This is a genomic window from Bartonella sp. CL266QHHD (assembly GCF_042195355.1).
Taxonomy (GTDB): domain Bacteria; phylum Pseudomonadota; class Alphaproteobacteria; order Rhizobiales; family Rhizobiaceae; genus Bartonella.
The window spans coordinates 32,593-52,744 of the sequence record NZ_JBHIOD010000035.1 but is presented as its reverse complement, the minus strand read 5'-3'; the positions used below and the strand labels follow the sequence as shown (position 1 = coordinate 52,744).

The following is a 20,152-nucleotide window of genomic DNA, read 5'->3' as shown; positions in this document are numbered from 1 at the left end:
ACCTTTATATTCATTTTACCGTTGTTTAACGAAACTTGAATTGCTCTTTTTACTTAAAAGAGGCTCATATTCTTTTTTAAAATCGGGTTTTACACCAAGAAAACTAGCTGTGCGACGAACAATATTAGCAAGCATTGGTCCAGCATTCATCCCCGCTGTTGCTGAACGCTGTCCCTCAGCAGGCTTTGGTTCATCAATAATTGTTAAAACAACATAAGCAGGATCCTCAATAGGAAAAGCAGCAAGAAAACTATTAAAATTTTTTGTTTTAGAATATTTTCCATTTTCAACTTTTTCAGCTGTTCCTGTCTTACCACCTACACGATAGCCTTCAACTTTTGCATTACGTCCAGAACCAATATCACTATTTAATTTATAAAGGTAACGCATATTTTGACTTGTTTTAGCCTGCAAAACCCGTTTTGCATGGTGCAAAGTTTGTTCTTTTGGCCGTTTTAAAAATGTCGGAGCAATTAACCAACCACCATTCATTAAAGCAGCAGCCCCGACAGCTGTTTGCAAGGGTGTTGTTGCCATACCATGCCCAAAAGAAATCGTCATAGAATGTATATCCTTCCAATGATGTGGCACAATAGGGTGGGCAACTTCAGGCAACTCTGTTGTGAGACGATCCAGTAATCCAAGTTTTTGCAAAAAACCACGATGTTTATCAATCCCTATCGCCAACGCCTCTTTAGCAGAACCAATATTAGAAGAATAAATAAAAACCTCCCATAACGTTAAGGGTCGATTTTTTCCATGAAAATCATGAATAGTATAGCCACTACTTGCTTTTATTGGCTTTGAAGCATCAATAATACTGTTTAAATGAAAAATATCGGAATCAAGAGCCATAGCGGTCGTAAAACTTTTAATGATCGATCCCATTTCAAAAGCTCCTGCCGTCATCCGATTGAGACGATCACTTTTTAAAGCTTCAACAGGATTTCCAGGATCAAAGTCTGGTAGTGATGCCAAAGCCAAAACTTCCCCCGTATGTATATTTAAAATAACAGCTCCTGCAGCAATTGCCTTATAACGCTTCATAGCCTGAATAAGTTCATCATGAACAATTGACTGAACACGCACATCAATCGAAAGCTGAACTTGTTTTAATGATTCTTCCATGGCAAGACCAGCGGCACGCAAAGCACTCAGCCCCGCATCATCAATGTATTTTTCCATACCTGCAATGCCCTGATTATCAACATTCACCATACCGAGAATATGGGAAGTTACAGGTCCATCAGGATAAAAACGACGAATTTCAGTCCGAAAACCAATTCCTGGTATACCAAGAGCCATAATTTGCGTCTTCTGCATTGGTGTTAACCCACGCTGTATCCAAGAAAAACCAGATTTTCTTTTTAAGCGCTTATAGGTTTCCTGCCAATTAAGATCAGGCAAAACTGTTGAGAGCAATTCAATTGTTTCATCCACATCAATAATACGCCGTGGCTCAGCAAAAAGTGAATAAGTTTTAATATCTGTTGCCAATAAACGACCATTACGATCAACGATATCAGGCCGTGCCATCAATTGAAGCATTCCTGGCCCCTTTGCTTCTTCAATCTGTCCACCTTCCAACCCATAAGAAATAAGGCAAGCCCCCATGATTCCATATAAAATTAAAAAGCAGAACAACGAAAAAAGCAAACGTGGACGACTAGAATAGGGACGACGAACAGAAACATTATGATTATTCAACGAATTCTTTAAGCGCTTTTTCTTCTGTGAGAATAAAAAAGTCGATTTCATTACTGCGCGCCTTTTTGGACAACACTATTGATCTGAGAAGCTCGATTATTTGTCAAAATATCCTGATTATCTTCCAAGATATTTTGTTTAATCACTTCTTCAATTTGATCATGTACCTGTACCGGAATGTCTTTAAACTCCACGATTTGACGCGGCTGTATAACCTCTAACCCAAGTTCTTTCTGATAACGTTTCGCAAGTTTTTGCATGCGTGAAGGCCTTATCATCACAGCCCACTCAGCATGAAGCAAACTTACCGTATTTTTTGCTGCAGCAATTTCATGCTCAAGATGAAGAACTTCGTTCATTCGTTTTTGAACATCATATTTTACCTTATAAGTAAGTCCTGCCATACAAATCATAATCAACACTAAAATCATATCAAATGTACGAAAAACTGTCATTTTTTGCTGCCTTCAAAACTGGCAATCTCTGCTAAACCAAATAATTTCATATCTGCTGCAAGAGCCTCTGCTTCAGTCCGTACACCAATACGCAACCTCGCAGAACGTGAACGAGGATTTTTCTGTAACTCCTCTTTAGTTGCCGTGATCCCACCTTTAAACAAAGGAAAAAATGTTGCTGGAGCAGCCTTCATTTCAGGCAGATAGCGTGATCTCATACATTCTCCAGAACGAGCCGAAAAAAATCTTTTGACCATACGATCTTCAAGAGAATGAAAACTGACAACCCCCAAACGGCCTCCAGCTTTTAAAACGCGTTCAGCAGCAAATAAACCACATGCCAATTCACCAATTTCATCATTAACATAGATACGAAGAGCCTGAAATACACGTGTTGCTGGATGAATACGATCTCCCGGTTTACGTCCTATCAACGCTTCGATAGCATACGCCAAATCACCTGTACGCAAAAAAGGCTGTACAACACGACGCTTTTCAATCATCCGTGCAATTCGCCCCGCATAACGCTCTTCTCCTAATATCTTAAAAATACGTGCCAAATCCCTTGCTTTTAAATGATTGACAACATCGCTGGCTGTAAAACCAGTCTGAGCCATTCGCATGTCCAATGGACCATCTTTTTGAAAAGAAAAACCTCTTTCTGCTTCATCCAGCTGCATTGAAGAGACACCAATATCCAAAATAACTGCATCCACCTTCTCTTCAACGACACGATCGAGCTGTGAAAATGCCATATGGACCAAACGAAGACGTGGAAAAAATTCTTCAACAAGCGATTGTCCTGCACTGATAGCATGAGGATCACGATCAAGAGCGATCACCTGTGCCCCTGCCTTTAACAAAGCGCGCGTGTAACCACCAGCACCAAAGGTACCATCAATTACTTTTGCTCCAACCAATGGCATAAGCCCAGTCAAAACTGGCTGCAACAACACTGGAATATGGCGTTCAGCTCTTTGATCCTGATTTATCAAAATAATCCGTCTTGAAGTTATGCTGTCTCAAATCAACAGCTCTCTCATGGCAACTGATCTTAGAATAACCTAGCCTTCAACTTTCATATTAATCACAATGAACGAAAAAACTAAAGTTATCCCAAAACAGATCCTAACGCATTATACTTAAAGAAATGTTATAATTTTTTAAAACACTTTGCTCAAGTGTCCATTTCAAACACATAGACTCCATAAAAGATCATATATAATCGATCTTATAAAATATCGCGTATCATCATGAAATATCAGTCGGCCTATAAGCCGGGTTCTGTAGAGTAAAGCTTACACTTTACATGGCAACCATTCATCTGGGACGGATGTTACCATCCGCCTCGTGCAACCTACCCGAATGACTCGCCCGGAAATCGGCTGCAAATTAAATTTTGCACGTCATTTCTATTTGGTCTTGCTCCCGGTGGGGTTTACCTTGCCACATTCATTACTGAATGCGCGGTGGGCTCTTACTCCACCCTTTCACCCTTACCTATAAAAATAGGCGGTTTACTTTCTGTGGCACTTTCCCTAGGGTCACCCCCGCCGGGTGTTACCCGGCACCGTCTTTCCATGGAGCCCGGACTTTCCTCACCTGCCATATTTCAGCATCAGACAAGCGCGGCTGCCCAGCCGACTGACGCATTAATTTATAAAACATTTTCTGCTCAATGAAAATAGCATCTTAAAATATTTTATGACAAACCTCTCTCGACAGATGTTTTTATTTTAATGAAGCCAGATAAGTTTTCACTTTTGCGCAATATTTCGCCGAAATGGAATTCATTTTTTTTGCAGCATGACCTGCGTTATATTTAAGGATTGTACCACACGTACTTCCACCACTGAGTTTATACGCCCGTGCCAAATAACGCATACCATATTCAAGATTGGTCGCAGGATCGTACAAATCCTGTACAGAACCACTAAAGCCCAACCCTCGTGCCGTAGAGGGTTTAATTTGCATTAAACCTATTTCGCCAGCAGCCCCCTTTATACCTGCCTTATAATTACTTTCAACTTTTACAACAGCATGTGCTAAATTAACGGGAACATTATATTTATTCGCAAGTTTCTGAATAAGAAACTCATAAGGGCGATCAGGAATCTTAGGAGCAACAATCACTGAGGCTTCTCCTGATTCCGCAACATTTAAGACACTATGAGTCCAACTTATGTCAAATACAAAAAATACAGCACACGCTGTATTTAACAAGATTTTCAAAAATTGCATTTTCTTTCTCTTCACTCAAACATTCTCAAATTCTAGCCGCAAGTAATTTGCAAACGTATTATACAAAAAAAGAAAGCAAAAGAACGGCTTGAAAAAGGAAAGAGTAAGACAATTTCAAGATAAAATCATGTAACAAAAGAATATCTCTTTATTCACAAATCATAGATTTCTCTATATCATAAAATAAAAAAATAAAGAAACTATGGTTAAGCTTATAGCGTATTAAATAAAATGATATAATCTATAAATTGCTGCTATCGCTATTGTATCACTTAATTTTTATATTAAAAAAATCGCATCTTAACTAGATGTAACATTTTTTACATAAAATTATTAATTTTTTTATTGGGATCAATCCCACAAAGTAAGAGAGACAAGAGCATCTTTTTACCGAAGATGCTCAATATCAAGAAAGTTTCATAAAAATATAAACCGCTATCAACGCTTCTCTCTGGTTAATACCCCCCCCCACAGCACTCTTTATATCCGATAAAACCTCAACAAATCACAAAACAAATCCCCCCATTATCGCACATAAAAAATTCATAAATATACTAAAACCATCATACTCTTTACCAATTCAAAATATTGCAACAGACTTTTAGCTCTCAAGATGTCTCAAAGAAGCTTTTTAATTCCTTTTTAAAAGAGCTATTATCCACACAGTCCTCCCACTGGTAGTGTACTAGAAACTAATTTTGATTTTTTCACCATGAATAAATTTAAAATGAGAAAATTTTACAATTCTTAAGATTCTTATTCAAGATAAAATGATAATTTATCATTATAAAACAATATACTAAAAAAGTTATATCCGTCTTTGTCTCTACAATAAAGCTTAACAATTACTTGTGTCTGTTTTTTTGAAAAATGTTAGAAAACTCAATACCCCCAAAGCCTTTTTAAATAAAAATAGACCTCTCATCTTCATTCAAATATTTTTTCTTTGTCACAGACTATCACCTTATCAGCCTTGCACCTCATTTTCAGAAATCATACAAGTGGACAAATATCCTAAAACCCGTAGAACAAAGAAAGCTTAAATCCTTTAAAAAAATTTTATTTTCTCATATCAAATAAAAAAATAACTGGCATATAAAATGCGATTAACGTATTTTATGATAGTCAATACTGCTTTTGTCACTGTAGCGATTGATAATGCAATTAACTTGACCAATACCCTTGATAGATTTTCTATCTCTCCTGTAACGATTGCAACATTACCGTTATACTCCGACTGCATACCTTTTGAGTAAGATAAATTTGTTAATTATCTTACAAATTGATTATCTCCTCGCACTTTTCAAAACTTCACGAAAAGCTCTTTCTCCTTTAAAACCCAAAAGCGCAATTACAAAATAGCTAAAAATAAGCATTAGCAATGGAAGGACGAGAAATCGCTTTTGAGAGAGCCATAGCAACAGTTTCACCAGATTTTTGAGCCTGCTCACGACTCTGACCACTTTTAGCAGCAAGCGCAATTACATCACGACGCAGCTGCGCAATAAACAACTCTTGCTGTTGAGGGTCCATCTTAGAAAGATGCTTGATAATATCTGGAAAAGACACGGACAATCTCTCTAACAACTCCTCCTCTGTTACATCAAGGTTCTGAGAAGAAGAAGAACGACCGGAAAAAAACTGATAAACAACACTACTTTGAGAAGCAAAAAAGACAGCGCCAAAAATAAAAAATACGAATAAAATAAAAATAATACGATGCGAAAAAGATCCCATTATCTCTTACCTAAAGATCACAGAATACAAACATAGATTCCTTTTATGATTCCCCTTATAGCATTCAACAATGCCTCAATAAAGAAAAATCAAATTATTAAAAATGAATACGCTAACACTCTCCGCCCAATAAGACCCGCCCCTCTATATATTTAGGTACTATAGGCGAAACAATAACAGATCTTACACTTCCCCCCCTAATAACACTTTACATTTCCTAAAATAATTACAAAAAGCCTGACTGAGGAAATCCTCAGTCAGGCCAGACAATCTAGGGGATCCACGCGGGGGGGGGGGAGGAGGTTCCCCGATTGTCCTCTTACATCAACCACTAAGATAGCCGATGCAATATTCTTGCTATGGAATAAAATTTTTTAAACAACAAGAAATTCTTATCATCTTCTACGCAAAAAAACATAAAAGAATTATAAATTATTTAAAAATGTTTAAATTTAGGCAAAAAAAGTTCAAAATGACCCAATTTGAAGCAATTTTATTTCTAGAAGCACCAATTAGAATCTACGATCATTATAACTTTTAAATAGTTTCTTTCATAACTCTGATGATCATAATTTAAAAAAACAGTAATTTCTACGTATCCACCCTATAAAAATCAAACTACGTAAAAGTAGAATCATTTTTCCAACAGCAATCACCACAAAAAGAAAAACGTAGATTTTTAAAATCTTACACAAATAACCGTAAAAAATGAAAAACATCTTCTTGCAAGAAATCTATGAATTATTCATATAAAACAATAAATTAGAGAAATAAAATCTTATCTATTTTTATAAAAAATTTCTGTAAATGATCATTAAAATATTGTTACATCCCTCATGTAACAATCAATGAAGAATTTAAACTGCTTAATCTTATGAAAAAATGAGAACTCTGAAGGTATTTGTTTCGAATCACGCCCCATCGTCATTCCAAATAACGATAAATCATTTTACAATAACCAACAGTCCCTAACGCATTTTAACATAACAAACCGAAATCAATGCAGACATTTTCTCTTAATCTCTATCATTTAAATGATCCCGTAAAATAATACACACAGTAGTTTCTGTGATAAAAAATTGTATAGTCTGTTCTTCTAACGTAAACAATTCATTGATTTACAATCATAACTCATCATTTACAATTTACATGAGAGATCTCAAGAACGTAAGGTTCCCTTATTTTCAATCTTCATCTATTGAATCAATGAATAGCCATACTATCGCACATCACAAACAAGAAGAAGCGTATGGATAAAAAACATAAAACGATAATGCCGGCTTACAACTTTTATTTAAACTAAAGACGATGGTGCCCTATCAATTTTACGCTATACCCACGGACTGCGTCATAAGATGAGCGGCAAACATAAAAAGAAAGAAAATACGTTTGGCAAGAACAATGGACTTATTTAATAACCTTCATAACTTCTCATGATAAAGAGATACGAAACTTTAGTGTAATATCACGCTTTTCTTTCCTACTTTCAGCCACGGACTATCCATAGATCATCGCCGATCTTATTTTTATGAATATAATGCAAAACACATAGATGAACACCATATATGAATGCTTATAGGAAGAAATAAACGTAAAGCCAGATGCGTTATTATAACCGTTGTTGTACAAAATGTTTTTAAAATTCAGAATATCACTCCAATCCATTACCAATTTATGAGTAATTTTATGGCGTCATCTACCAAGCTTTTACTTTTTCTATTACTTGTAAATCAACACCTGCTCTAAACATAGCAATATGTTTGAAATAAAGATTAGAGAAAATAAGAGCCATGTGAAAAATCCCAGCTTTTATATGCCCAATTAGAGTAAAAATATTTACGTCTGGTTGAGAAATCTTAAAAAAGCCATCATTCATTTTGGAAGAAACATAAAAGCCCAAAGATAAAACTATTGCCATCTTTACCATCCCTTTCATTTGCCTTTACGACTTTCAAACACGCTCATAACGCTGTATTTTAAATAATGAAAATCATGCATTGCCTCACCTTTTTACTTTTTCGTCTTTTTAGAGCATCTTTTTGCACTCCTCACTAAAAGTTCCAAGGCATTTCTTATCTAAGAACCTGTTTTAAAGAAATATTTTAAGATCTATTGGGCACACCACCTTTGACATTTATGAAGGTATGAGCCATCACTATATTATATTGTGCGGCACAATATCATATTGCAGCCGCAAAGATGTATTTTTTTTACAAACGTTATCATTAAGATAAATACCTTCTTTTGTAACAGACAAACAGACTCTTTTGGATTCTGAAACAGGAAATTTGAAATGAAAAAATATTCCTGTATTCAAACCTCTCATTGAGTCTAAAAAAATCAATGATCTTTTAAAATCAATATATTGGCTAATAACATAAATATGATATCAAGAACACCTTAAATAATGATCCTCATAGGCTTAACTCTATAGAAGGTGCTTTCATTATACAGCCTACACGCCGCTATAAAACACCAATACTCCCATATAAAAACATAATACAAATGTAAAAAACAATAGCTTATCAATGATTGAATAAAGTTTTATCTCTACGCTATTCCTTGAGAAAAATCAGAGAATAAAGCACGTTAACAAACGCGATTTATGCAAAATCTACTTGTTTATCTTTGATATCGTCAACCAATAAACGCGGATCACGAGCAAGCCAAAGCGTAACCATACCCTCCTCACTGTTTTCATTTTGTATAGGAGTAAGACAAACCGTTTGTTCTAGAACAAGTCCCGCATTTTTAAGCCATTGTTCTATTTGTAAAGCCGAAAATCCAAGACGCATATGCGCTTGATCGGAATATGAAGGCTCAATTTCATGATAACCAAAATCCACAATCAATAAACGGCCATGAGGACGCAAAACTCTTGATATTTCATGAAGAAATATTTCAGGATTTTCAAGAAAATGTAAAACCCAATGAAGAATAACTAAATCAAAAGTTGTATCTCCAACAGACAAGTGCAAAACATTGCTATCAAGCACGACTTCAACCGCATGCGTATAAAGATTAGAAAACAATTTTAAGATAGAGCCTCCACCTCTTCCAATATTCAGCATCGTCTGAAATGGTTTATCGCCAATGATTTCAAGTAAAGCGTTTTCCACACCATGATCTGCCATATAGGATGACCGTAATACATCCCATTGCAACACATTTTGTAAGAAATGCTTCTTCCTCGTTTTTTGACGCTGCTTTTTGACATCCTTCAAACGTTCTAAATCATGCGCTAACAACACATCATGCTTTGGCAAAGCCGAAAGAACACCCATCACAATGTCTTTACCCCAAAAATCATGACAAAGCTTAAAATAAAGGCTATCTCCCTTCTGATAACGCTCAATCAATCGAGCTTCGTACAAGAAACGTAAATATCGTGATATACACGCTTGCGACTGATCAAGAATAAAAATAAAATCAGGAATTGTTAAATCTTCATGACGCAAGAGCGTAAGAACACGTAAATGGCTTACTTCTGCGACCGCTTTCAGCAGCACAATCATTGCATCTAAACTTGCACTTTTTTGCATAATTATCCCCTAAACATTCCTATAAACATTTGTTTATAGGAAAAAAAGTCAAGCATACAACGCATATTCTCATCTATTTTGTTCTCTCTATTTTATCATACTATGAAAAAAATAGGCTAATGTAAAAAACGAACAGATCTTATCTCCCTGCAGCTCGTTATAATGAGAATGCATTGATTTATAATAATAATTCATTCATTGTTAACTTGAATAAAAAACCGGAATACCGTAAATTTTTCTCATTTCAAATCTATTCATGATAAATCAATCCAAATCATTCTCTTACAGCTCATAAACGGAGGGGACATATGGATAAAAATATCTTTTATACCCACCTCAAAACAAGAACTGCATACCATTGAGAAAAAATAAATAACATGATAGTGCCAGCTTGCATTTTTATTAAGTAAAGATAATAATGCTCAATGACCAGAGCATTTGTAGAAATAGTACTATACTCTTCATCCCCTCCTTTTCATTTCAATTTTACAAGCAATAACCGGTTATATATCATGAGTAGAATAACCCTATTTAGGTCATAATTTCATAAAGTGTCTCTTACTCTTTGTTTAATGAATAAAAACTTACACAGAGTATACACACTTTATTTATGAAATAACAAACGCAATAAAGTACACTATTATTCCAACAAAGTTGAGATAAGAAAAAAATTTCTAGCGTGTAAGAGGTTTATAATTTGCATGCTTAGGATTAAGAGATTCCGCCCCAAGACGACGAACTTTATCAGCCTCATATTCAGCAAAATTACCTTCAAACCATTCTACATGACCATCACCTTCAAAGGCTAAAATATGTGTTGCCAATCGATCAAGAAACATACGATCATGCGATATGATAACTGCACAACCAGCAAAATTTTCCAATGCATCTTCCAATGCACCTAATGTTTCAGTATCAAGATCATTTGTCGGTTCATCAAGAAGAAGCACATTCCCCCCCTCTTTTAGAAGTTTCGCCAAATGTACGCGATTGCGCTGCCCTCCTGATAAATTTGCCACCTTCTGCTGCTGATCTGCCCCCTTGAAATTAAAAGCCCCGCAATAAGCGCGGCTATTCATCTCATATTTACCTAATTTAATAATGTCATTTCCACCAGAAATTTCCTCCCAAACAGTTTTATCCCCCACCAAAGAATCGCGACTCTGATCCACATAACTCATGTGAACTGTTTCACCAATACGTATTTGACCTGAATCGGGCTGTTCCTGTCCCGTCAACATTTTAAACAAGGTCGACTTTCCCATACCATTGGCCCCAATAACGCCGACAATGCCACCAGCAGGAAGTTTAAAAGAAAGAGAATCAATCAATACACGTTCACCATAAGCTTTAGAGAGATTATCAACCTCAATAACAACCTGTCCTAATCTTTCTCCAATAGGAATAATAATTTGTGCCTCTCCAGGACGGCGCTCACGTGCTGCTTGAACCAACTCATCATAAGCCTTAATCCGAGCTTTTGACTTTGCTTGTCGCCCCTTTGGACTAGAAGCGATCCATTCTTGCTCACGTGATAAAGCACGTTGACGCGCTGCCTCTTCACGGCCTTCTTGAGCCAAACGCTTGGCTTTAGCCCCCAAATAAGCAGAATAGTTCCCCTCATAAGGAATACCTCTACCGCGATCTAACTCTAAAATCCAACCCGTTACATTGTCGAGAAAATAACGATCATGGGTTATCAAAAGCACAGCCCCTGGATATTCACGTAGATGCCTCTCAAGCCAAGCCGTCGTTTCAGCATCTAAATGGTTTGTCGGTTCATCCAAAAGTAATAAATCAGGTTTTGACAAAAGCAATTTACAAAGTGCAACACGCCGCTTCTCACCACCCGAAAGTTTTGTTACATCCCCATCGGCTGGCGGACAACCAAGAGCAGCCATAGCCATTTCCACTTGACTTTCTAAATCCCAAAGATTCTGACTGTCAATAATGTCCTGAAGCTGTGCACTTTCATCAGCCGTTTCCTCGCTATAATTCATCATCAATTCGTTATAACGCTCAAGAATTTCCTGTTTATCTGCAACACCTTCCATTACATTGCCACGCACATCTTTGCTCGCATCAAGCAAAGGTTCTTGTGGTAGATAACCACAGCGTGCTCCTTCAGAAATCCATGCTTCTCCCGTATATTCCTTATCTAGCCCAGCCATAATACGTAAAATAGTTGACTTCCCCGCACCATTTGGCCCTAAAATACCGATCTTTGCATCTGGATAAAAAGACAAATGAATATTTTCTAGAACTTTTTTATTGCCGTAAGACTTGTTAAGCCCAGCCATATGATAGATAAATTGACGTGCCATAAATTTCTCTTTATATTGTGCGATATTAAAGATTAGGATTTTGAAAAAACTGCTTTTGCTTTTTGAAACTGTACAGTAAATAGCACTTACATCGTATCAAAAGCTTTTCGCTTTATATTGGTACATTTTTTCTAATCTCACAAGCCCCAGTATGGTCCTGAATGCAAAAAAACATCTCCCTAAAAAGCAAAAAGCAAATCTTTTTAGCTGTACCTGAAACCTGTTATCAAACATTACCTCTCTTTTCCATACCAGATATAACATTGTATTTTTATCGTATTAAACCAACTTATCAATGTAATATGGTACCACAAAGAAAAGCAATTCTCTATGCGCCTTCTTTTCTCGCTTTATGGGCTTTATATTACGCAGTAAAAAATCCTTCTCTTTTTTCATCGATTTTTTGCTACGGAAAGCAATGGACTTCACCCCTTGCCTTGATATGGCTTAAATTACGTTTACAAAACGACCGCCGCCTTATGGGATCTGACGTCCCAAGCCCAATGATCATGAAAGCTTTGCATCAACACGTAGCAACAAATGAATACAGTGCACTTCCCATTGGTACGTGGTTACAATTCGTAAAAAATTATAAAACCAATTGTAAAAACTTATCCATCCCCCTCTTTTGGCTTGATAATTATAAAAATAATATCAATATCCAGCACATCATTTCAAAACTTCAAGACGACATATAGCTTTTTAAAAATACGATAAAAGCTCATCTCGTATAGGAATATATTTATGGAAAAAAAAGCCTTAATCGTCATTGATGTTCAAAATGACTTCTTACTAGGTGGAGCACTTGCCGTACCACAAGGTGATGCTATTTTACCCGCCGTCAATAATCTCATAAATCATTTTGACCACGTTATCTTAACCCAAGACTGGCATCCCAAAAACCATTGCAGCTTTGCTTCCTGCTATCCTGAAAAAAAGCCCTATGATACAGTCATTCTTGACTATGGTCCTCAAATACTTTGGCCTGATCATTGCATACGAGGAACACAAGGAGCAGAATTCCATCCATCTCTTAGAGTAGAAAAGGCACAACTTATCCTTAGAAAAGGCTATAATCAAAAAATGGATAGCTATTCTGCTTTTCTTGAAAATGATCAAAAAACACCAACAGGTTTACAAGTTTATCTCAAAGAACATGGTTTTACTAAGCTCATTATGTGTGGCTTAGCAACTGATTTTTGTGTCGGATTTTCTGCTCTTCACGCTATGCAATGCGGTTTTAAAGTCAGTGTTTCATTAAATGCCTGTGCTGGTATTGATGTAAACGGATCACTAAACACTATGCTTAAAACGATGAACGAAGCTGGTATAGAACTTTTAATGGTCTCTTAAAATATCCTTCTCTAATCTACCATTATAATACACTGATTTATAAAGGATAAATTATTTTACACATATTTAAGTAAGAGTCCAGAATATCGTAAATTCTCTCATTTCAAACCTGTTTCAAAAACATTCTCTTACACGTTACAAAGAGAATCAATGTATGAATAAATCATTCAAAAAAACAGTAAGAATGCTTCTTATGCCCCATTAAATGCAAGAGCTTGTCATAATATTGAAAGCTGATAAAAAGTATAACATCAACTTTCTGTCTTATATTTAGGTCAAAAAGTATCCTAGAGATTGTACATTATTCCCTTCATGGGTAGTATCATGCAATGAACTCAACTTTAAAAAAACGCAAATAAGCAATAAAATAGTATTTTATTTTGCATGAAAGACCTCTTTTTACTCAAAGATATGCGATCAACAAAAGCGTGAAAATCTCCATTACTTAGACACAACATGTTTATACAATTGACGATTCTTAAAACGAATCGAAGAATATAATGCCATTCCAATAATACAGATTCCCACAAGTCCTGTTAAAACTTCAGGAACCGATATAATCGTTTGCAGATACATAATCACTGCAAGAACTAGAATTGCATAAAAAGCACCATGCTCTAAATAACGATAATGCAATAATGTTCCCGATTCAACCAACATAATTGTCATAGAACGAACGTAAAATGCACCAATACCAAGACCTATCGCAATAATAAAAAGGTTATGTGAAAAGGCAAAAGCACCAACCACGCCATCGAAAGAAAAACTAGCATCAAGAACTTCTAAATAAAGAAACGCCCCTACTCCCCCGTGAGCTACTGTTGTTAAAGTCTTTTGAGGAGTATCCAAGAGATGACCAACAACTTCAACACCGATAAAGGTCAAAAGTCCATAAAGGGCTGCCAATAAAAAAGTTATTTTATTTTCTGCGTCAATCTGACCTGAAACAAATAAGATCAAAATCAAAACAATTGCAATATCAATTCCAACAAGCGCCCCAAACTTTTGAGCAGGTCTCTCTATAACATTAAGCCAATGCACCTCTTTTTCAGAATCAAAAAAATATTTTAAGCCAACCATCATAAGGAAAGTTCCTCCAAAAGCAGCAATCCCCATATGCGCATCGGTTAGAACTTCAGCATATCGATGTGGTTCCCATATCGCTAATTTGACTGCCGCAATTGGATTAATCCCAACAGCAACGACAACCACCAATAATGGAAAAACAATTCGCATCCCAAATACAGCTATCAAAATGCCCCATATAAGAAAACGACGACGCCACAATGGACTCATTCTACTAAGAACACGCGCATTGATAATAGAATTATCAAAAGATAAAGAAATTTCCAAAATTCCTAAAACAACGCAAATAAAAAAATATTTAAGAAAACCAGTAATACTTTCCGTTTCAAACCAACCAATAACCCCTCCTAAAAAGACACCAATAATCGTGAAAAAAAAAGCAAACCCAAAATAGCGTAATAGGGCCATGATCATTCCTCAAAGTTTATTTTCTACTTCATCTAAAGCACACCCAGTACAAATCCAAAGTTTGCATCTCTTTAAAGTTGCATCTATTAATGCAGAGGTGTATAGAATATATATGGTAAAGTTACATGAAAATTCTCTCAAAAAAAGCAAGAGACAAATGTAGCAAACAAGGAATTTTGTTTTGAAGTGAATATCAATTGTCAATACAATAAGTGAAAGATTGCTTTCTATCCACGAAAATAAAAAAATAAAAAGAAATTAAAGCTATAATATTGACATTATATCATAGAATATTAATACATAGTGTGCTTTTATTATTTAATGATTTATACCATGATGATTTACCGAGGGAGATAATTCGTGGCACGTCCTGAAACTGAATCAAAAACCATATTTGGAAAACGTTTACGTTATGTACGTCTTGCTTTAGGCGATCCATCACGTGAAACCTTAGCTAAAAGTTTTAGCATGACAAAAAATTCCATTGCTTTTTATGAGCGTGGAGAGAGAGAACCCAATCTTAGTGTCTTACAAACATACCGCACGTTATACGGTGTCAATATTAATTGGCTTTTAACTGGACAAGGAAAAATGTTTGACACCGAATATACAAAAGGTGATTTTGACTGGAATTATTTTATTAAAAAAATCGAGGGACTGGAAGAAACACTTGCCGATAGTGATCGTAACGAAAAACTAAATCAAGAAAAAATCGACAGTTCTTATGAAAAATTGCAGCAATATTTGTCAAGACAAGGTTTATCAAATAGTTTTAACCCTAAAACTACAACCTCTCTTATCGATATGAAAGCTAAAATGGCCAATTCTTACACCCTTAGCTTATTCATTGATTTACTCATTCGAAGCGTATCCCAAAAAGAGGTTATAGCTAATCAATAAACGTCTATTTCAAAAGAAAAAACAAGAAATGATTAAACTCTACCAGTATGGAGAAAAGTGTTTTTACTTTATCCGTGCTGGTGAAATTTTGTATAATTTATAAATTTTGTTTCTGTAACGACAATAAAAATATTTGCGTTGTAAGTGAAAGTATAGTGTCTTTAACTTAAAAAAATAATTTTATAGTATAAAATTCTCATTCATATCTTATTGACAAGAAATTTTTTCTTGTTAAAAGAATAATAGCTCTCATAGAAATTATTTTTTAAGTCAGAAAATTTAAGGGGAATATATTGACGACTTCCTATAGAGACATACATTAATGTTTACAAACGGATTAGTTAAATATTTATCCTGAAAATTATCAGCTATTTTATGAGGTGAGAAACATGTATTTTGAGGTGTTTCAAGGAGTTCACAATCAATGGTACTGGCGTTTAATCTCAGGAGATGCACAAAAAATTGCTTTTTCTAGTAAAGGCTATCCAACAAAACAAGATATCCTAATCAATATTGAGCAAATAAAAGAAGTTACACATAAGGCTCTTATTAGAGAACTACAATCCTAACGTTCTTTACCATTAAAACAAGCGTTTATTTTGTATAATGGTATGTTGAGTTATTTTTGTGACAAATGAACAGTGATTGTTTTTCCCTCAATGGGAGGGTGTTTTTTGTATTATTTTTGACGCTTACAAATAACAGTCATATTCTTACAGATTATGTGTTTATTTTCAATCACACACAAATCTCTATAGCCTTTATCAAAAAGAAAATCTCTTAAGTCTTGTATTTTTCATAAAAAATAAACGCACATGAAGAGAAGATAAACATCAATGAGAGATATAATTACTCTACAAGATATTAATATCTTTTACGTTCATATTCCTCTTCTGTATCTGATAATCATAACTGACTTACCCATTTCATCTTCATAAAAAGCAAATATCTCTTTCTTCCTATTATCATGCAATTTTTTATACCTATTAGCTGAAACTATCGTAGCATTTATACCTTACATCTAAAAGGAACGTGCAAAATTGTTTCCAGCAATAATATAAAATTTCTGGATTGTATAGACGCGCTTTTTAATAACCAGCCTACCTATAAACTGGTTTATCATCATAAACTCTTATTTTATGACCAACGACGCTCTGTCTTATAAACTTAAATGTTTTCATAAAATCAGAGTAAACTTGAATATTCTCTTCTAATACAATATTTCCATCAGCACCATAATTGGCTTCATTAAAGTTTATCTCTCTCGTCATTCCAATCTTCCTAACACATTTTCAAACCCTTTAATGCAAAATATGAATACAATCACTCTTTATCATCTTCAGATTTAAGCATTTTTTTATATTTCTTTTCATTTTTTTCATATTGCTTAATTTGTTTTTTCAGTTTTTCAATTGCTTGGTCACGTCTTTTAATCACCATACTTTGCTCTCTAATAGCTCTATCTCGTTCTTCAGTCATCTTCATAGAATCTCTTAAAAACTCATGCTTTATTCTTCTAGATTCCTCTTTTAAAATTTTCACTTGACTGCGATAATATAAAGAAAACCGAAATATAACCCCGCTGCACAACAAAACAACAACCATTGCTCCCAATAAAATTTCGTTTACACTCATTTGGATCTCCCTTAATTGTCGCTCAAGTGATCATCTTGACCAATTTATTTCATCCTCAATCAAAAAAAGAATGCAATAAATTGCATGTTCCAAGTGTGAACAATCACTCTCGGCATTCTTATTTTCTCCATTAAAGCATTGATCAATGGCGCAAACAAATCTCTGAAAGCGGCTAAATCTACACTCACACCAATTATTTGCGACACATTTATTGACACAAAATACAAAAAATAAGGAACGTCAAATAAAACTAACGACGCAATGCAATCATAAAAGCCTTGCCCAAATCGTTCCTATCTTCCTTTTTACGCCATGTGGAATGCGGCTATATGAAAGTTTTTCATTATTACAAAAATCTTCACTGTCATAAAGCACAGCATTTCTGTAAAATTTTGCCTTCCCACAAATCTTTACATCACCATAAACTAAAGCATCATTATAAACTCGAGCCTTTCTACAATCACGAGTATCACCATAAAATTCAATACATTGAACATTCAAAACTTGATCAAAAAAGACCGCATTAGCGTAAACATATGCATCTCCACTCATATTCAAATAACGATAAAGTTCTTATTTTTCATAAACATGCAAACTCTTACGAACGACTACACAACCATATGTTAATGCATTGTTATAAATAACAATATCATTGTAAACACAGACTTCATTATAAACCGCAGCATCATAAAAACACACTCATCCCCATAAGGGCATTGATCGAATGTATAATTCCACCAAACAACCACCTTTGTGGATCAGATTACCTTCCTATTTAATAAAATATCCAAGATCACTTTTTTGATATTTCCCAATTTTTTAATGCATATATACGATATACCATCTGATAGTGATCTAATTTATTACAATAAAGGAGAAATCAGTATTCTTTGCCTATGAATTTACATTTTTTCTACAGCCATTATCCTATCTCTTAAGGCTCTAAAGCTTCGTTATATTCACATACTACCTCAACGCAGAATTTTTTTTACAAATTCTGATGTTGGGGTATATCTTGATTTATAATGCTGCTACGTATACTATCACAGTGAAATCTCATAAACATACGAGTGTGTATCGCCCTTTCTGGTATACACATTTACTTTTTCACAACCGTGGAACTAAGCAACCATTTTTATTGATTCGAATCTGAAAGTGTATGGGGACATTTTGTTATTAGTTAAAAACAACTCTATATGCTTCCTTAGCGAAGAGCTACACATGGATATTTTCACGCTCCTTGTATCATATATTCTGGATTCGCAACGCAATATTAACGCTATAGCGTAAATATGTAAAGGTCTAAAAATGACAAAGACTGAAAAAGATTGGTTCCAACGCTTAGTTGAATTGATAAAAAGTGACGGACGAACAATGATTGAAATAAGCAGAGCTGCAGGCTGTGGACAAAATTACGTCCAACAAATGATAAATGGGGGAAAGAGGCCTTCTGTAGATAAACTCATGGCTATTTTGAACACACTGGGAAATGCTAGTGCCATATATGTAATAACTGGTTTCAACATCTCCGATGAAGATTTAAAACTCATAACTTTGATTTCGTCTGGAGATAAAAAGAAGATTGAAGCCTTAAATGTTCTGTTGAATGAGCAGAATCTGTAGAATTTTCTACTTTATCCAATATCGCTTGCTTTTGAGACGTCGATAAAGACTCCCATTTCACAATAATATCAGATAAAGTTGTTTCAAATTTTTTATCATTCTTCATAGTCATACTCCATGTAGTCAAACTATATAACGCTAAAGCGTTCAAATATATCTCATACCTTAGAAAAAAATATTTGCAATAGGCAGTATGGAAGCAATTGTGTACAAACTTATTTTACAAAATCAGATGAAGTTCTATTAGTCATGTACCATGGTGAAACAAAAGGCATCACACGATCCAGACCTTACTTATGAAAATTGGTATAATCTATCAAAAACGCGAATAATGTTACGCAGATCTTGCGATTCGGACCAATGAAAACTAATGTGAAAATATCCCTGAAGACACTCCTGAACTCTATATAAGAGAACACGAAAAAGCTTTTTGAAAAAATACATCACAATTTTATGCTACATAGCACTATCTATGTTTTTTAAACAATATTGCAAAGCAAGAATATAACAATGTTATAGGAATAAATTCTTATAAACAGAGCCACACTACCTAAAACTCTGTAACACGTTTACAGGTAACCTCCCCTCTAAACACACCTTGTAAATACTAATATAAGTCTCTATCATGAGCAAAAATGATATTCTTAAAAAATAAAACGAATCACCACGCACAATCTTTGTACGTAAATTGTATACAGATTTACAACAAGAGAGAAATTCCCTTATGCAAGAGAAATTCCCTTATGCAAATGAAGAATTATATTTTCAAAGTATGATTTTGAAGAAGAAGTGTACTTTTACAAAAAAATCCCCCTCTCTGCCAATACTTTTTCATAAGAGAGAAAACTCATAACAAAGATAAAACTCTCTACACGATCAATACGAGAAAAAGGTTAGCAATACAAAAAAGTGGTAGGTTTACCGCAATATTGCCAATCCCTTATGAGAGTAAAATTAAAAAAGACATCTGCTCTTCAATAATAATTCGGATCACATGAAAACTCTATAATTTGAACATTAAGAAAAAAATACACAAAGACAGAAAATGGCATTTTAACGATTTTTTTAATATCATAGAAAACATTTCTTACAGAATAATAAAATGCTTATTACAATAAAATCTGGATGATGCAAAGCGATA

18 protein-coding genes and 1 other RNA gene are annotated in these 20,152 nt (G+C 34.7%); 6 read left to right on the top strand and 13 right to left on the bottom strand.

The genetic code is table 11. The features are described from left to right. Nucleotides 1-15: 15 nt before the first annotated feature. The 5 genes from ACFIK7_RS04010 to ACFIK7_RS03990 form a co-directional block, all read right to left on the bottom strand. Entirely contained in the window at nt 16-1,758 is a 1,743-nt protein-coding gene (locus ACFIK7_RS04010; RefSeq protein ID WP_375662969.1) for a peptidoglycan D,D-transpeptidase FtsI family protein, read from the bottom strand. After that, the gene (locus tag ACFIK7_RS04005) at nt 1,758-2,162 is read right to left on the bottom strand and encodes a hypothetical protein (RefSeq protein ID WP_273790787.1); all 405 of its coding nucleotides are present in this window, start codon (nt 2,160-2,162) and stop codon (nt 1,758-1,760) included. The genes ACFIK7_RS04010 and ACFIK7_RS04005 overlap by 1 nt, the downstream gene beginning before the upstream one ends. Then, a complete protein-coding gene (gene rsmH / locus ACFIK7_RS04000; protein ID WP_273790788.1) occupies nt 2,159-3,157 on the bottom strand; it encodes a 16S rRNA (cytosine(1402)-N(4))-methyltransferase RsmH in 999 nt (332 codons plus the stop codon). Before rsmH ends, ACFIK7_RS04005 begins: the two co-directional genes overlap by 4 nt. A 262-nt stretch (nt 3,158-3,419) precedes the next feature. Continuing rightward, nucleotides 3,420-3,810: RNase P RNA component class A (gene rnpB / locus ACFIK7_RS03995), an RNA gene on the bottom strand. Nucleotides 3,811-3,893: 83 nt separating this feature from the next. Further along, nucleotides 3,894-4,403, bottom strand: coding sequence for a lytic transglycosylase domain-containing protein (locus ACFIK7_RS03990; protein WP_273790789.1), 510 nt, complete (start codon nt 4,401-4,403; stop codon nt 3,894-3,896). A gap of 1,100 nt (nt 4,404-5,503) precedes the next feature. On the opposite strand from ACFIK7_RS03990, the gene ACFIK7_RS03985 reads away from it, so the two are divergent. Next, entirely contained in the window at nt 5,504-5,659 is a 156-nt protein-coding gene (locus ACFIK7_RS03985; RefSeq protein WP_375660016.1) for a hypothetical protein, read from the top strand. A 106-nt stretch (nt 5,660-5,765) separates the two neighbouring features. Here the strand turns inward: ACFIK7_RS03985 and ACFIK7_RS03980 are convergent, their stop codons facing one another. The 4 genes from ACFIK7_RS03980 to ettA all read right to left on the bottom strand — a co-directional run bounded on the left by ACFIK7_RS03980 (nt 5,766) and on the right by ettA (nt 12,006). Then, nucleotides 5,766-6,140, bottom strand: coding sequence for a hypothetical protein (locus ACFIK7_RS03980; RefSeq protein ID WP_375637660.1), 375 nt, complete (start codon nt 6,138-6,140; stop codon nt 5,766-5,768). A gap of 1,696 nt (nt 6,141-7,836) precedes the next feature. Further along, nucleotides 7,837-8,058 (bottom strand): hypothetical protein, encoded by a 222-nt coding sequence (locus tag ACFIK7_RS03975; protein ID WP_375662968.1) that lies wholly within the window; start codon nt 8,056-8,058, stop codon nt 7,837-7,839. Between the two features lie 685 nt (nt 8,059-8,743). Then, nucleotides 8,744-9,682, bottom strand: coding sequence for an ArsR/SmtB family transcription factor (locus tag ACFIK7_RS03970; protein WP_375662967.1), 939 nt, complete (start codon nt 9,680-9,682; stop codon nt 8,744-8,746). Between the two features lie 674 nt (nt 9,683-10,356). After that, nucleotides 10,357-12,006 carry an energy-dependent translational throttle protein EttA gene (ettA, locus tag ACFIK7_RS03965; protein WP_273790793.1) on the bottom strand — a complete coding sequence of 550 codons (1,650 nt, stop codon included), beginning with the start codon at nt 12,004-12,006 and terminating at the stop codon, nt 10,357-10,359. A 161-nt stretch (nt 12,007-12,167) separates the two neighbouring features. On the opposite strand from ettA, the gene ACFIK7_RS03960 reads away from it, so the two are divergent. Further along, nucleotides 12,168-12,704, top strand: a complete 537-nt coding sequence (locus tag ACFIK7_RS03960) for a hypothetical protein (RefSeq protein ID WP_273790794.1) — start codon at nt 12,168-12,170, stop codon at nt 12,702-12,704. A gap of 46 nt (nt 12,705-12,750) precedes the next feature. After that, nucleotides 12,751-13,359 (top strand): bifunctional nicotinamidase/pyrazinamidase, encoded by a 609-nt coding sequence (pncA, locus tag ACFIK7_RS03955; protein ID WP_273790795.1) that lies wholly within the window; start codon nt 12,751-12,753, stop codon nt 13,357-13,359. A gap of 441 nt (nt 13,360-13,800) precedes the next feature. Here pncA and ACFIK7_RS03950 read toward each other — a convergent pair whose 3' ends face one another. Beyond that, nucleotides 13,801-14,853, bottom strand: a complete 1,053-nt coding sequence (locus ACFIK7_RS03950) for a DUF475 domain-containing protein (protein ID WP_375658186.1) — start codon at nt 14,851-14,853, stop codon at nt 13,801-13,803. Between the two features lie 360 nt (nt 14,854-15,213). Here ACFIK7_RS03950 and ACFIK7_RS03945 point away from each other — a divergent pair, with 360 nt between their 5' ends. Next, nucleotides 15,214-15,753, top strand: coding sequence for a helix-turn-helix transcriptional regulator (locus tag ACFIK7_RS03945; RefSeq protein WP_273790797.1), 540 nt, complete (start codon nt 15,214-15,216; stop codon nt 15,751-15,753). Between the two features lie 389 nt (nt 15,754-16,142). Continuing rightward, nucleotides 16,143-16,322, top strand: a complete 180-nt coding sequence (locus ACFIK7_RS03940; RefSeq protein ID WP_273790798.1) for a DUF1508 domain-containing protein — start codon at nt 16,143-16,145, stop codon at nt 16,320-16,322. A gap of 754 nt (nt 16,323-17,076) precedes the next feature. Here the strand turns inward: ACFIK7_RS03940 and ACFIK7_RS03935 are convergent. Together ACFIK7_RS03935 and ACFIK7_RS03930 are read right to left on the bottom strand one after the other, a co-directional pair. Next, the gene (locus ACFIK7_RS03935; protein ID WP_273790799.1) at nt 17,077-17,388 is read right to left on the bottom strand and encodes a hypothetical protein; all 312 of its coding nucleotides are present in this window, start codon (nt 17,386-17,388) and stop codon (nt 17,077-17,079) included. Nucleotides 17,389-17,655: 267 nt separating this feature from the next. Next, nucleotides 17,656-17,940, bottom strand: a complete 285-nt coding sequence (locus ACFIK7_RS03930; protein ID WP_375645318.1) for a hypothetical protein — start codon at nt 17,938-17,940, stop codon at nt 17,656-17,658. Between the two features lie 756 nt (nt 17,941-18,696). On the opposite strand from ACFIK7_RS03930, the gene ACFIK7_RS03925 reads away from it, so the two are divergent. Further along, nucleotides 18,697-19,011, top strand: coding sequence for a helix-turn-helix domain-containing protein (locus ACFIK7_RS03925; protein ID WP_007347852.1), 315 nt, complete (start codon nt 18,697-18,699; stop codon nt 19,009-19,011). Here ACFIK7_RS03925 and ACFIK7_RS03920 read toward each other — a convergent pair. Continuing rightward, on the bottom strand, nt 18,935-19,117 hold the full coding sequence (locus tag ACFIK7_RS03920; RefSeq protein WP_273790801.1) for a hypothetical protein: 183 nt from the start codon (nt 19,115-19,117) through the stop codon (nt 18,935-18,937). The genes ACFIK7_RS03925 and ACFIK7_RS03920 overlap by 77 nt on opposite strands. Between the last annotated feature and the right edge of the window lie 1,035 nt (nt 19,118-20,152).